16 protein-coding genes and 1 pseudogene are annotated in these 14,379 nt (G+C 32.2%); 11 read left to right on the forward strand and 6 right to left on the reverse strand.

What is annotated here, in order from left to right; all coding sequences use genetic code 11:
- Nucleotides 1-21: 21 nt before the first annotated feature.
- Nucleotides 22-276: pseudogene (locus KA894_RS03260) on the reverse strand (FAD-dependent oxidoreductase); the annotation flags it as partial.
- A 507-nt stretch (nt 277-783) separates the two neighbouring features.
- Between KA894_RS03260 and KA894_RS03265 the strand changes: the two are divergent.
- Nucleotides 784-915, forward strand: a complete 132-nt coding sequence (locus KA894_RS03265; RefSeq protein WP_103373417.1) for a beta-class phenol-soluble modulin — start codon at nt 784-786, stop codon at nt 913-915.
- Nucleotides 916-1,099: 184 nt separating this feature from the next.
- On the opposite strand, the gene KA894_RS03270 is transcribed toward KA894_RS03265, so the two are convergent.
- On the reverse strand, nt 1,100-1,708 hold the full coding sequence (locus KA894_RS03270) for a class I SAM-dependent methyltransferase (protein ID WP_119487947.1): 609 nt from the start codon (nt 1,706-1,708) through the stop codon (nt 1,100-1,102).
- A 299-nt stretch (nt 1,709-2,007) separates the two neighbouring features.
- Here KA894_RS03270 and KA894_RS03275 point away from each other — a divergent pair, with 299 nt between their 5' ends.
- From KA894_RS03275 to KA894_RS03285, 3 genes are all read left to right on the forward strand, one after another.
- Entirely contained in the window at nt 2,008-3,195 is a 1,188-nt protein-coding gene (locus tag KA894_RS03275) for an FtsW/RodA/SpoVE family cell cycle protein (RefSeq protein ID WP_103373419.1), read from the forward strand.
- Nucleotides 3,192-3,776: a phosphatase PAP2 family protein gene (locus KA894_RS03280; RefSeq protein ID WP_103373420.1), complete on the forward strand. Its 585-nt coding sequence runs from the start codon at nt 3,192-3,194 to the stop codon at nt 3,774-3,776. The genes KA894_RS03275 and KA894_RS03280 overlap by 4 nt, the downstream gene beginning before the upstream one ends.
- Nucleotides 3,777-3,839: 63 nt before the next feature.
- Nucleotides 3,840-4,307 carry a nucleoside deaminase gene (locus KA894_RS03285; protein WP_096811105.1) on the forward strand — a complete coding sequence of 156 codons (468 nt, stop codon included), beginning with the start codon at nt 3,840-3,842 and terminating at the stop codon, nt 4,305-4,307.
- Nucleotides 4,308-4,393: 86 nt separating this feature from the next.
- On the opposite strand, the gene KA894_RS03290 is transcribed toward KA894_RS03285, so the two are convergent.
- Nucleotides 4,394-5,179 carry a VLRF1 family aeRF1-type release factor gene (locus KA894_RS03290; RefSeq protein ID WP_119487948.1) on the reverse strand — a complete coding sequence of 262 codons (786 nt, stop codon included), beginning with the start codon at nt 5,177-5,179 and terminating at the stop codon, nt 4,394-4,396.
- A 364-nt stretch (nt 5,180-5,543) separates the two neighbouring features.
- On the opposite strand from KA894_RS03290, the gene KA894_RS03295 reads away from it, so the two are divergent.
- The 6 genes from KA894_RS03295 (at nt 5,544) to arsB (ending at nt 11,319) form a co-directional block, all read left to right on the forward strand.
- Complete coding sequence (locus KA894_RS03295; protein ID WP_096811103.1) at nt 5,544-5,942, forward strand: hypothetical protein; 399 nt, start codon at nt 5,544-5,546, stop codon at nt 5,940-5,942.
- Between the two features lie 42 nt (nt 5,943-5,984).
- On the forward strand, nt 5,985-6,302 hold the full coding sequence (locus KA894_RS03300) for a general stress protein (RefSeq protein WP_096811102.1): 318 nt from the start codon (nt 5,985-5,987) through the stop codon (nt 6,300-6,302).
- 17 nt (nt 6,303-6,319) lie between these two features.
- On the forward strand, nt 6,320-7,216 hold the full coding sequence (locus tag KA894_RS03305; RefSeq protein ID WP_119487949.1) for an ABC transporter ATP-binding protein: 897 nt from the start codon (nt 6,320-6,322) through the stop codon (nt 7,214-7,216).
- 2 nt (nt 7,217-7,218) lie between these two features.
- A complete protein-coding gene (locus KA894_RS03310) occupies nt 7,219-8,808 on the forward strand; it encodes an ABC transporter permease (protein WP_119487950.1) in 1,590 nt (529 codons plus the stop codon).
- Nucleotides 8,809-9,712: 904 nt separating this feature from the next.
- On the forward strand, nt 9,713-10,030 hold the full coding sequence (locus KA894_RS03315; protein WP_210133698.1) for an ArsR/SmtB family transcription factor: 318 nt from the start codon (nt 9,713-9,715) through the stop codon (nt 10,028-10,030).
- Complete coding sequence (arsB, locus tag KA894_RS03320; protein ID WP_210133699.1) at nt 10,027-11,319, forward strand: arsenite efflux transporter membrane subunit ArsB; 1,293 nt, start codon at nt 10,027-10,029, stop codon at nt 11,317-11,319. Before KA894_RS03315 ends, arsB begins: the two co-directional genes overlap by 4 nt.
- A 182-nt stretch (nt 11,320-11,501) precedes the next feature.
- Here arsB and KA894_RS03325 read toward each other — a convergent pair whose 3' ends face one another.
- The 3 genes from KA894_RS03325 to cstR are packed head-to-tail and all read right to left on the reverse strand — an operon-like array spanning nt 11,502 to nt 13,149.
- The gene (locus KA894_RS03325) at nt 11,502-12,110 is read right to left on the reverse strand and encodes a class I SAM-dependent methyltransferase (RefSeq protein WP_103372681.1); all 609 of its coding nucleotides are present in this window, start codon (nt 12,108-12,110) and stop codon (nt 11,502-11,504) included.
- A gap of 23 nt (nt 12,111-12,133) precedes the next feature.
- The gene (locus tag KA894_RS03330) at nt 12,134-12,889 is read right to left on the reverse strand and encodes a sulfite exporter TauE/SafE family protein (RefSeq protein ID WP_103372682.1); all 756 of its coding nucleotides are present in this window, start codon (nt 12,887-12,889) and stop codon (nt 12,134-12,136) included.
- Nucleotides 12,889-13,149, reverse strand: coding sequence for a persulfide-sensing transcriptional repressor CstR (gene cstR / locus KA894_RS03335; RefSeq protein ID WP_017722250.1), 261 nt, complete (start codon nt 13,147-13,149; stop codon nt 12,889-12,891). The genes KA894_RS03330 and cstR overlap by 1 nt, the downstream gene beginning before the upstream one ends.
- A 138-nt stretch (nt 13,150-13,287) precedes the next feature.
- Here cstR and KA894_RS03340 point away from each other — a divergent pair, with 138 nt between their 5' ends.
- Nucleotides 13,288-14,355 (forward strand): DsrE/DsrF/DrsH-like family protein, encoded by a 1,068-nt coding sequence (locus tag KA894_RS03340; RefSeq protein WP_119487951.1) that lies wholly within the window; start codon nt 13,288-13,290, stop codon nt 14,353-14,355.
- The last annotated feature ends 24 nt before the right edge of the window (nt 14,356-14,379 follow it).

Raw genomic sequence — 14,379 nt, forward strand, 5'->3', positions numbered from 1 at the left:
ACAATTATACGGACTTTATCAAAATATACGTTCGTTTGTTTCATTTTGAAGTTCATCCCAAAGTGTTTGCGCTCTTAAAGCAAGTGGTACGTATTCTAAGCCTTCCCCACAGGCATGACGTATTAAACGTGTATCTCCACTGTGGCTACCATTTTCATGCGGTGGGTCAAAAGCATCAATCATCAAAGTTTTGACGCCATTTTTTGCTAAATAATATCCCGCTGACATCCCCATAGAGCCTGCTCCAACAACAATAACTTCATAATGATTTACCATTTTCATTCCCCCTTTGTCGAATTAAATTAAAATGATTTTAATTTGTGTAATTAACTTAAGTGTAATGGAGAGGAGACATAAGTGTAAAATTATAAAAAGAGATGACTGATATCACTAAAAGAGATGTCAAAATAGTGCTTTTTATTTTAAGTAGACAGGGTGAAGTGTCTTATAGAGATACGCCTCAACTAATGATGAGAAGATAGAGTTTAGATGAGGATTAAAAAATTCATTTTTGTGTTGGAAATGAATTTAACACTATTTTTGCTTAAGTGTTGGTTTTCAACGAATTTAATACAGTTAGGCATTTAAATAAATGAATTGAGAAAAATATAACTTTATAAACATTAGTTGTCATACAATTTAATTAAGCAAAACGTAAAGGGGTGTATTAACATGATGATTGCAGATATTATCGGTGGTATCATTAAATTAATCAAAACTTTAGTAGATACTTTCGCTTAAGTTACAAAATGAATTAAATCAATTTAAAGGAGTGCTTATATTATGTCAAGTATCGTAGAAGCAATTTCAAATGCAGTTAAGTCTGGTTTAGACCATGATTGGGTTAACATGGGAACTAGTATTGCAGATGTAGTAGCTAAAGGTGTAGACTTTATCGCTGGATTCTTTGGTTAACGAGCACATTTCAATTCAATTTATACTTAATTTTTCAGAATAATACTTAAACAAAAAACTACTGCTATCACACTATGAGTGTCGATTTGCAGTAGTTTTTGTTTGTTATAAATTAAAGAAGAAGTAGTATAAACAATGTATAAACATAAAAAATTATGCAATTATTTTTGTATATTTATACAGTTTATTTAAATTGTCCGGAGGCTATAAATAAACTGGCGTCTTTATTCATAAATATGTTTTGTCCATGGTAAAAAGTTTGGACATTGATATTTGAAAGCCCTAATTTAAATAATTCGCTACTGATGTCATCTTGTGCAAATCCATTATAGACTTTTGGATGGTAGACGTTTTTGTTTTTATCAAAATCAACTATAATGATTAGACCGTCTTTTTTTAAATAAGCTGCTAATCTTTGTAGTAGCTCCTTATAATTACCACTATGAAGTAATACAAGTGAAAGTATAATCACATCATATGATTGATCGACGATAGTTTGGTTTGAAGCTAGCGCATCACCTTTAATAGCTTCAATATGTTTCTTGCTTAATTTTTGAATTTTTGTATCACATATTTCAACCATTTTAGTTGAAGCGTCCAATATCGTAATGTGGTTGAAATGATGTTCAATGTTAAATGTGACAAGTCCAGTGCCACCGCCATAATCTAATAGGGATTGATAGGGTTGATTTTCTAATAACGTATTCACTTCGAGGGAGATGATTTCAGCTAGTTTAATTCTTTCATCATTATCATAATTTTGAGCGATTTGATTGAACTTAGATTGATTCAAGTTAAACATCCTTTTCTAATTCTAAAATAAATGTATATTCTATTTTTATAGTTATTATAGATACTTTAAGTCTATGATTTATTTTAGCATACTAAAAAGCTAATCACAACCACGCGAAATCTTTAATTTTTTGTATAGCTTTAAGTGTATATATATTTATTTGATGTATAATTAAAATTATAAAATAATTTCTCATAAAATATTAAATATATATTAAATTAGGTAGGCCTAAAGTCTGATTGAGTAGGCTGTGTTTATCTGATTTACTAGAGCGTGGAGAGTTATAATGAGGTGCAGAAATGAGAAAATTATTTAAAATAATAGGACCGCGTTTAAAAGGTTTAGATTATGGAATGTTAGTTAGCTTTATTATATTAGGCATTTTAGGTGTCATAATGATATATAGTGCAAGTATGGTATCTGCGTCTAAAGGTGCCTTAACTGGTGGCATTCCTATTGAAAGTAATTATTTTATGAAAAGGCAATTTATCTTTTTGGTTATAGGCAGTTTGGCCGTTATATTTATAGCAACATGCATCAATATAAATGTATTCAAAAGATCTAATGTACAAAAAATGATAGTTTTAGGAACGTTAGTTTTATTATTAATCACGATTTTAATTGGTAAAGAAATAAACGGTTCAAGAAACTGGATTAATCTAGGTATATTTAGTTTGCAATCTTCTGAATTTCTGAAATTAGCTTCGATTTTTTATCTTTCTTATATCATTAACCAACGCGTTACAAGCCGTAAAGATTATAGTTTGAAACATATGTTGTCTCCACTTGCTATATTAGGTGTTGGGTTATTACTTGTTTTAATGCAAGGAGATTTGGGTGGTACGCTTTTAACAGTAGCAATTATTGGTTGTATTTTAATATACTCGGATATAAAAAATAAGATAAAGTTTCAAATTAGCGTGATCACGCTAATTCCACTATTTGCGTATGGTGTTTATACGTTGATTTTTGATGCAAAAAATCTATATAGACTGAAAAGAATAAAAGTCATGTTAGATCCATTTAAATATGAAAACGATGCAGGTTATCAATTAACGAGTGCATTAACATCGATTGGCAATGGAGGATTAACTGGTAGAGGATTGGGTAATGGCATCGCTAAGTTAGGTTATTTACCTGAACCACATACCGATTTTATATTTACTGTTATCTCAGAAGAATTAGGACTGCTAGGTGTGTTATTTACATTAATAATTTATGGTTATATCTTAGTAAAAGGACTCATTTATGCGAATAAAACGAGTAATCAATTTTATAAATTGATTTGTGTTGGCGTTGTAAGTTACATATTTATGCAAGTGTTTATTAATTTAGCTGGTGTTTCTGGAATTATTCCATTAACGGGCGTAACCTTACCTTTATTAAGTTACGGGGGCTCTTCCATGTTGAGTATTAGTATTGCTTTTGGAGCACTTTTAGCAGTAGCTAGAAGAATTAACAATGAGAGAAAGGATGTTGTAAGATGACTCAATTTTTAAAAGCAGCCCTTTCAGCTATTTTACTTATTATCATTTTAATTAGTATTACAATAGGTGTTGCAAACCCAATAGATCAAACGGTTTACGATATGCTACATACATATTTAAATTCATCTATTTTAATCGATTATCTTTATTTTGTTTCGGTCATTTTTGAACCAGTTATTTGTTTGATTGTAATTTTATGTATATTAGGCGTCTTATTTTTCTATAATAAAACCAAATTTTGGTGGTATGGTTTCTGGTGTTTTTCAGTATTTTTAATAGGCACATTTATGAAATATGCAATTCAACGGTCAAGACCCTCAGCTGCATTTGATGGATATAGTTTTCCGAGTATGCACGTGTTAAGTGTATGTCTCTTAGTGAGCTTAGTCTTATTAATCAAACGGAATAAAATGCTATATTTAATTGCAATTGTTTTAGTTATATCAATTATAGCGTCTCGTATTTATGTAGGCGCACATTATTTTACTGATACGATGAGTAGTCTTTTAGTCATCTTTATTATGATTCAGTCACTTCAATATGGAAACCAAACAGACGAAAAACTGGATAAAGTGGAATAATTTGCTATGGTAAATATATAGTTTAGTTATTTAATAAAGTAGATGATAAAGGAGGGAATCTATTTGGATAATGAACGTTATTTACATAGAGCTATTGAACTTGCTGAAGCAGCTTTAAATAAAGGGAATGAACCTTTTGGCTCACTTCTCGTAGATATTAAAGGTAATATTTTATTCGAAGATTTCAATCGCATCAGTAGTGGAGATGCAACTGAACATCCAGAAATTGCTATTGCTAAATGGGCTGCGACGCATCTTACCCCTGAAGAAAGGAAAACAAGTATTGTTTTTACTTCGGGAGAACATTGTCCAATGTGCGCTACTGCACATGCACTCGTTGGATTAGATAAAATTGTGTATGTAAGTTCTTCGAATCAATTGGCTAGTTGGTTGGAAGAGATGAACGTTTCGCCAGCACCTTTTAAAAATTTGCCTATCGAAAGTGTCATTAAAGAAGCGAACGTTGAAGGTCCTTTTGAAGCCTTATCATCAAAAGTAAAAGACTTACATTGTCGTTACTATCAACAGTAAACATGAAGTCGTTTAGTATGAATTCACCCCCGTCACTGAAAATAGTGGAGGGGGTGGTTTTATATGTGATTTAATTTGAGATGAAATTACGTTTCCATCACTTTTTTAATAATTTCAGTAGTGTTTGATTTTAAGATATTACTCGGTGTCACTTTATCAATTTCTACATTAAACATAGAACGCAATTTTTCAACTTCTTCTTTTTCTCCAGCTAAATATAATTGTTGCCAACCGTTCTTTTTGGAAGTTTTTTCGACGATAGAGGTTAAACTTTTTAGCCAACGTTCTTGATTTGCCTTAACACGCGCTTTGAACTCATCTCTTTTGGCACCCCCTTGGGTGTAATCATCACCTTGTGGGCCTTGATGTTGGCGCCAATCATTCGTATCTAAATCTAAAGTATAGTCATATTCTCCGATAGCTATACCGATTTCAGTTTCTATCACACGCGCTTTGTCTTGTTGTAATACCACGATGCCAGTATATGGATAACGTTCTGTTAATGATTTCAATTGATCCAATTTAGGCGTATCACCCCAATTAAATTCAGTTTCAATGGGCACGTTAACTAATTGTTCAAACCATAATGACTCGTCTGAAGTGATAAACAATAGCACACCGTTTTTAAAGTCAGGTTCTAAATCCTGCAATCTTTTTTCCACTTTTTTAATAATATCTTTGGATTGGTTCTTTTCCTCATGATTATTACTGTTTTTTGTTCGCTTAGCTAAATCTTGCAAGGCATTTTTAAGTTCTATTTTCCACTTTTCTCCTTGCTCGGGACGTGTATCTAAATACAATGAGAATACTTTTTGGCCATTTTGTTTACCGTTGAATTGTTTCAATTGGTCAAGTTCTTGTTGTAAAAGCATCATCCATCACCCTTTCAATTACATTTACTCTTAAAATTACCTTTTTTATATTTTTTAAACTTTACGTTTATATATTATTGATTTATGAATTACTTTATTTATTTTGGGGAATAATATAAGCGTAAAACAAAAAAGTATTTATTTTTTATAATCAGGTTTTTAATAAACATTGAATACGGAAAATTAATTTATCTATTATTTGATGATTTGACTTTTTATATTTTAAAGTTTTTATAAGTTGAATTAGCCATGACGGTCGTAGGAAAAGCATTTTGAAATGTTTAACCCTATTATGAATGGGAAAATTAAATATATTAGTATCATGTTATAACCAAATGATATAAATCATTAAGGGGGTCTTCATATGGGTACACTCATTTTTCTTTTAGTTATAGCTATAATCGTTATTATTTATTTACTTGTAAAACAAAAATTTGCGAAAGATTTTCAAATTCAAAAAAGTAAAAGATACAGAGAAAAAAGAGTTATGGATTTTATCCATAACGCATATAAAATAGAAAAAATTGAAGCGATTCATCAAAAGCGTGATCATTTAGAACTCATTTATAATCGTAAAACTTTAGATGTGAAAAAAGAGCAAGTGATTTTCGTTGATGAAGCGGACCAAGAAAACGTCGAGTCTAAATTTAAGTTGACAGAAGATGATAATAAAGAAGACATGTTTGATAATATTTTAGAAAACACACATTTTTATATGACAAAAGAACGCTTTGATCATTTAATGATTCAATCTAAAAAGTAATTAATATTATGATGCGTGTATAGTTATAAAGGAGGCCTTTGTATGACGCCAGTGGTAAAAGGATATAGAATTGACGGTGACTTAGAAGTTGATGTTGTAGCACTACAAGATAAAGGTGTAGGTAGTCAAGATATGTACGTATTATCATTAGATAAAAGTCGTACTGACAAAATTGCTGAAGATACAGGAATTACAGGTATCGATATTGAAAAGGAAAACAACCCTGATAGAGTTGCTTTGAAAGAAAAACTTAAGGCAATTGGGGTAGATGATAATACTGTAGCCACATTTAAAAAGGATATGGACGAAGACAAAGTTTATCTAATCGTAACTGATTCCAGAGTGAAGGGATTATTGTAAAGTTTGTAGGTGATGAGATGGCATTACTCAAGGTTAGCAATCTTACTAAACGTTTCAACCACTTTCACGCTTTAAATGGCGTGAATATGGAGGTAAACGAGGGAGAAGTTTATGGATTTATAGGTCCGAATGGTGCTGGTAAATCAACGACGATTAAAGCAATTTTAGGTATGTTAAAGCCAACACAAGGCACGATTGAAATGTATGGCAAAGATGTGCATAAACACGCGGTTGAAGTGCATAAACATATCGCCTTTGTTCCTGGCGATGTTAACTTATGGCCCAACTTAACAGGCGGGGAGATTATTGACTTTTTCTTAAACTTGCACGGGCGTGCCAACCATGAACGGAAGGAAACATTGATTAAGCAGTTTGAGCTTGATGTCAGCAAAAAATGTAAATCATATTCAACTGGTAATCGTCAAAAAGTAGCGCTAATTGCAGCTTTTAGTATCGATGCAGATTTGTATATATTAGATGAGCCTACTTCAGGGTTAGATCCGTTAATGGAAGATGTTTTTCAAAAATGTATTGAAGAGATAAAAAGCCAAAATAAAAGTGTGCTCTTATCAAGTCATATTTTAAGTGAAGTAGAAAAGTTGTGCGATCGTGTAAGCATTATACGGAAAGGGCAAATTGTGGAAACTGGTACATTAGATGAAATGCGCCATCTTACAAGAATGCATTTTATTGTAGAGAGTACACAAGCTTTAAGTCACTTATCGCAAGTACCCGGGGTCCATAACTTAACACAAGAAGACGAAACTTATTATTTTAAAGTAGATTCTGAAAAAATTTCCGGGGTAATTAACTATTTAGGAAATTTTGAAATCAAACGCTTAGCATCCCAACCTCCAACTTTAGAAGATATCTTTAAAAGACATTATGAAGACAATGATAAAGTTGGTGAGTAAATATGAAATCAAACTTTTATCAAACAACTAAAATTTTCTTGTTCTATTTAAAAAGAAACCGTTTGAAAATGCTATTGTGGCTTGTTATTTTAGTAGGTTTGACATTAATGATTCCACCGGCTTTTGAATCGATGTATCCAGAGCCAGCTAAAATGACGCCTATTATTGAAATGTCTGAAAATCCAGCGATGGAAGCTATGCTCGGCCCAGGAGATTTTAGACAGGCCAATGTAGGAGTCTTATTTACCCATGAGATGATTTTATTTACTGGAATCATGTTAGCTATTATGAATATAACTATTTTAGCTAAAGACACGCGGGGTGATGAAGAAGATGGCAGGACAGAGATTTTGAATGCTTTACCTATCGGCAGACAAGCTACTGTATTAAGCCATTTAGCAATGTGTATGTTGCTCAACATTTGCTTTGCTTTATTAACTACATTAGGTTTAGTGTCGCTTGGTATTGAAAGCATAGATTTTTCTGGCGCCGTGATTTTTAGCGTGACGCTGGGTATGTTTGGTATTATGATTGCAACGTTTACTATTTTAATAGCCCAAATAGTAGCCACGAGCACTGAAGTAGTCGGTGCTGGCATTTCATTTTTACTAGTTATGTACTTACTACGTGCTTTTGGTGATGTAAGTAATGAGAAACTTTCGTTGATTTCGCCTATGGGCTGGTTATCAAGAAGCTACGCTTTTTCAGAGAATAACTGGTGGCCTTTTTGGTGGATGCTCATATTATCAATTATCGTAGTATGTCTTAGTTTTAAATTAAACGCAATGCGAGATATGAATGAAACTTTGCTACCTAAAAGCGTACATAGACGTCATGCAAAATGGTATATGAAATCTCCATTAGGTTTACAAATAAGACTTCAAAAATCAGCATTTATTTATTTTAGTATTGGCTTGTTTGTATTAGGTTTATCATACGGGTCTATCTTTGGCGATATAAATGACTTTTTTGAAAATAATCCTTTATTAAAATCTATGATACCTAATGCATCGGGGAATTATGCGGAACATTTTTTACCACAATTAATGTTAATCATGGCAATGGTCAGTACTATCCCCGCATTGATGACTTTATTTAAAGTTAAAAAAGAACAAGATAAAGGTTATACAGTTTTTGTATTATCCAAACCTCTATCACGCGGTAAATATTTGTTAAGTTTTTGGTTGCTTGCATTAGTAAATGCTGTTGTAATGTTGTTCTTATCCGGATTAGGTTTGTATGTTGGGCAATATTATGCTATGAAGGAGCCTTTCCAATTCGATACAATCATTACTTCGGCAATTGTCCATGTACCCGCTATACTTGTATTTATCGGCATAGGCACTCTTATCGTTGGGTGGGGCATGCGCTTAATCTTAGCGGTTTATGCTTTTTTAGCTTATACCTTTTTAGTTAACTACTTGGGTGTGTTGTTAAATATTAAAGCGTGGATGAAAGATATCACGCCTTTTAAACATATACCGCAATTGCCAATTGAAAATTTTCATATACAACCATTCATTGTTATGTTTATTATCTTTGTTGTGCTAAGTATTATAGGGTTTATTGGTTTTGGTAAAAAAGACTTATAGTTAACACGTTCTCAAAATTAGATGTTTATATGACGGAACTGATTAAGAAACAGGGTTTTACTAAAATTAGTCTATTGCTTTTTAAATATCAGCTTGTAAAAGCAACCTTATATGATTGATTTTCAAAAAAATATGTTAAGTGTGTTTTTGAGTAAAGCGAAACAAATTAAATTTTTGTTTCGTCTCTTTCGTGTTTTATAATCAAGAGAAATAGCGTTTTATAGTGTCGGTACATTGACGTAGTAGTATTATATTATGCCAATATACCGACTCTCTTTGTTTATACATTTTTTATGAAACGCCTCTCAATAGTATTGTAATGATTCTATTACCTCAATTGCCCTTTTCATGTGAAAATAACTTATATTCTACTTTAATTCAGGGTAGAAGCGCACAGTCATCGGCACCATGATTTTGGATTGTTTTTGATAATACCATTATAATATAGGTCTTTTATTAGCTTGTTGTTTGTATGTAAAATATACGTTTTCACTTGCTTTCAATATAACTGTTTTATAATTCCTACAATAATGAGTTGATGACGCATATTAAAAGGGTGATTCTATTAATAAGATAAACGGATGCATTCATTTTGGATTATGTGAGATTTTATGTAACTTCTTGTAAACCTTACGATAGGAAGTGTGAATATACACATAGTGGAAGTTAAATGAGTTAGATTTAAGCTATAAAATGGAACTAGTATAAGTCTAGTTGAAAGTAACAGAAATACTAAATGGTTTTACTTTTCTAACAAACGTAATTAAAAGTTTGGTTTGTATTTAAACGCAAATGAATTGAAACGAGATATCCACGTACTTTTTCAATAAACGCCTTTGAACAAAATGATATATACATCTATCTATATAGATGATAATCTATATAGTGTTCAGGAGGGATTATTTTGTCGTATAAAGCGTTATCGTCCATTTTAAAAATTTTGGGAGATTCAAGTAGGTTAGAGATTATTGATTTACTTTCATGCGGTGAATTGTGTGCGTGTGATTTACTGGAATATTTTAAATTTTCGCAGCCAACTTTAAGTCACCATATGAAATTATTAATCAACCATGATTTGGTTTCATCACGAAAAGAAGGTAATAAACGTATGTATAACCTCAACCATGATATATTAAAAGCAGTTATAGCCAATTTAAATACGATTCATTTAGCCGATGCTTCATGTGTTTGTAAAAATATACAATCAGGTGAATGCTTATGATGGATATTTTAGCAATTTGTATTTTTGTGGTTACTTTGATATTTGTGATTTGGCAGCCTAAAGGCTTAGATATTGGTATAACAGCGCTGATCGGTACCATCATTGCTATTATTACTGGTGTGGTAAGCTTTTCAGATGTACTTGAAGTAACATCGATTGTATGGAATGCGACATTGACATTCGTTGCAGTGATTTTGATTTCGTTGATTTTAGATGAAATAGGCTTCTTTGAATGGTCTGCAAGGCATATGGTCCGAGCTTCAAAAGGTAATGGATTAAAAATGTTTATCTTTATTATGTTATTAGGTTCAATTGTGGCTGCATTTTTTGCAAATGATGGAGCAGCTTTAATATTAACGCCTATTGTTTTAGCAATGGTCCGCAACCTTGGATTTAATAAAAAAGTCATATTCCCATTTATTATTGCGAGTGGATTTATTGCAGATACGACATCTTTACCATTTATTGTCAGCAATTTGGTTAATATTGTTTCTGCAGATTATTTCAACATTGGTTTTATAGCGTATTTTGGTCGAATGTTGATTCCAAATATTTTTGCACTTTGTGCAAGTATTTTAGTGCTATGGTTATATTTTAAAAAAGCCATCCCTAAATCATTTGAAACTAAAAGACTTTTAGCGCCTCAAGAAGCCATCAAAGATAAAAGGTTATTTAACATATCATGGGTTGTGTTAATCATATTGCTCATTGGTTATTTAGTAAGTGAATTGATTCATATCCCGGTATCAATGATTGCTGGCGCGATTGCATTACTATTTGTATTATTCGCACGTAAATCTAGCGCTGTACATACAAAACGTGTCATTAAAGAGGCGCCCTGGAATATCGTTATTTTTTCATTAGGTATGTATTTAGTTGTATTTGGTTTGAAAAACGTAGGTATAACTACTGTTTTAGCCGATATATTATCACATATTTCAGAGTATGGGTTATTGAACAGCATTTTAGGTATGGGATTTATTTCAGCTTTTTTATCATCAGTTATGAATAATTTACCAACCGTTTTAATAGACGCCATTGCGATTGACCAATCTGGTATAACTGGCATAATTAAAGAAGGTATGATTTATGCGAATGTAATCGGTTCGGATTTAGGCCCGAAAATTACACCAATTGGTTCTTTAGCAACTTTACTTTGGCTACACGTTTTGACACAAAAAGGTGTTAAAATAGGTTGGGGCACTTATTTCAAAACGGGGATTGTAATTACCATACCAGTGCTATTTCTTACTTTAATCGGGTTATACTTAACCTTAATTATATTTTAAGTGAGTGTTTATTCAAGACACTTTAAAAAGTGGGGGCCAGAAACGTTAATTCAAATCAATAAATCGAAAATCCCCAATGTTAACTATTAACACTGGGGATTTGATTTAAAAACAGATATGATTTATGAAGCCTTATTTTTAACCATTGCTAAGACTTGATATTGATTGTTTAGGATTAGATATTATATTTTCTCTACATGACCTTGAATGATAGAACCTGTGCCAGTATGTTTAATACCTTCATTACGATAGATCTCATGCTGTTCTAATTGATGAATCTTAACAGGCAAATGCTTTAAATAAGATTCGATTTCATTAATAGTATATAACATGGATTCGTCTTTAGGACCGCCAGTGCCATATGCTAATTGTTCTTTTGAATAAAACTCAAAGTAACTATAACCCCCTACGACTAATGATTGAACGAGGTTATTGAACATCTCTTGTTTGCCTTCATTAGGCACATGACCAAAGATATTAATACTATAGTCAAATGATGACTGAGGCGCTAAATTAGGCTTTGTGATGTCTCCATAGTTTGCATCGATATCAACACGTGCTTCACTTGCTAATTGGTATTGCTTATTAATTCCAACTTGTGACATATCATAAGTTGTTATATCATACCCAAGTTTTGCTAGATATATCGCGTTACGGCCTTCACCTTCTGCAAGTAATAAAATTTTCTCATTATTGTTTGTTTGCTTTTTAAAAATATCTTTGACAAATGAATTCGCTTCTTTGCCATAAATATATTCTTCTGAATCAAATTTTTCATCCCAGTGATTCAATTTAAAGCCTCCTTTTTAATTTATTAAAATACAAGTTGTATAATTGCGATTGCGATTAAGATACTGACAATGGTTTTTTGAACAGTATCAGGTACCTTGGCACCTACTTTTAGTCCTATAGGTGCAAAGAGCATGCTTCCAATTATTAAGAATATTGCACTTTCTAGAGGGATATAACCTTGTATGAATTTAATGATAAAAGCCCCTATTGATGATATGAAAGCAATGACGATACTGTTAGTCACTACTGTATTCATTGGCAATTTGAATAAAACTAACAATACGGGAATAATAATAAATGCGCCGCCTGCACCTACAATGCCTGATACTACGCCAATTCCAAATCCTACTAAGATAAGTAAAACAGGTTTGAACCTTACCTCTTGGGAAACAGATTTAACTTTAACAAACATTAATAATAATGCAACAATGGCGATGATTATATATATAGTGTTTATAAAAGTAGCGTTAAATAAATTAGCTAGCATTGCTCCGAATATGCTTCCAATAACCATACCTCCGCCCATATTCATTACAAGTTTAGGTGAGAATTCAGCTTTCTTTCTCGCCTTAAATGAGCCGCTGAGTGTACTAAAAAACACTTGGCTAGAAGTGAGACCCGAAGCAATATATGCGCTATAGACAGGAGCCCCTAATAAGGACGGTAACAACAAAATAGCTGGATAAATAATAATGGCTCCTCCTATGCCTACCAAGCCAGATATAAAACCTCCAAATATGCCAATCAACAACATAGTTATTATATTGAGCATGTCCATTATTTACTTTTTACCAATAAATTCACAGCTTCATTAATCATTTCTTGAGAACTTTCTCCCTTATCATCGGCTGCTTTTACACATTCTATTAAATTTTCACTTATAATAACACCCATCAAACGTTGGATTGAACTCTTTGATGCACTGAGTTGCGTAATGACATCTTTACAATCCTTTTCTTCTTCCATCATTTTAATAACGCCGTTTAATTGGCCTTGTATTCTATTGATGCGATTTACCATTTGTTTATTATAATCCATATTGGTTTCCTCCGATTTTAAATTGAATATATTTATAGTAATAAATTTATAGTAAATTGTCAAATACCTACCGGGGTATTTGACTTAGGTTGTTTTTACCTGTTACTATACCCCTATAGGTATCTAGAGGAGGAAAATATGAAACAATATCAAGAAGAACATATTAACGAATTAAGTAAAGTAGAGTTAGAGCAATTGGGGAAAAAAGGACAATTGATTGATGTTAGAACACCAGAAGAATATGAGTTAGGGCATATTACTGGCGCAATATTACATTCTGTAGAAAATATTGACACATTCGATAAGAACAAGGATAAAACTTATTATGTCTACTGCAAAAGTGGTAATAGAAGCGCTAAAGCAAGCGAATATTTAGCTAAACAAGGTTATGACGTTGTGAATTTAGACGGTGGTTATACAGCTTATGAAAAACAAAATATTAATCATGACGATGTGGTAGAAGATGGTAATAAAGCAATCAAACCGAGCCGCAAACAATTTAATTTTAATGGTCTTCAATGCCCGGGCCCTATAGTTAATCTTAGTAAAGAAATAAAAAATATTGAAATAGGCGACCAAATTGAAGTAACCGTTACTGATCCTGGTTTTCTTAGTGATATTAAAAGCTGGTCGAAACAGACAGGACACTCACTTGTTAAGTTGGAGGAAAATCATGATGGAATCAATGCTATTATCCAAAAAGAAAAACCAAAAGAACTGGAAGTAAACCATACTGTTAAAGGTACTACAATTGTGCTCTTTAGTGGTGAATTAGATAAAGCGGTGGCAGCAATGATTATTGCGAATGGTGCTAAAGCTGCAGGCAGAGATGTAACGATCTTCTTTACTTTCTGGGGGCTTAATGCATTAAAAAAAGCACAAGCAACGCATGTTAAGAAGAAAGGCATTGCAAAAATGTTCGATTTGATGTTGCCGAAGACGCCAGTGCGCATGCCATTATCAAAAATGAATATGTTCGGTTTAGGTAATATCATGATGCGTTACGTAATGAAAAAGAAAAATGTAGATTCTTTACCATCACTTATCAATCAAGCGATAGAACAAGATATTAAATTAATCGCATGTACGATGAGCATGGATGTTATGGGAATTACAAAAGAAGAATTAAGAGATGAAGTTGAATTTGGCGGTGTAGGCACTTATATAGGCGAAACAGAACAAGCGAGCCATAATTTATTTATTTAACAAATTAAATTTATTTAAAAAAGG

This window comes from Staphylococcus sp. GDY8P131P, assembly GCF_017891975.1.
Lineage (GTDB): Bacteria > Bacillota > Bacilli > Staphylococcales > Staphylococcaceae > Staphylococcus > Staphylococcus nepalensis.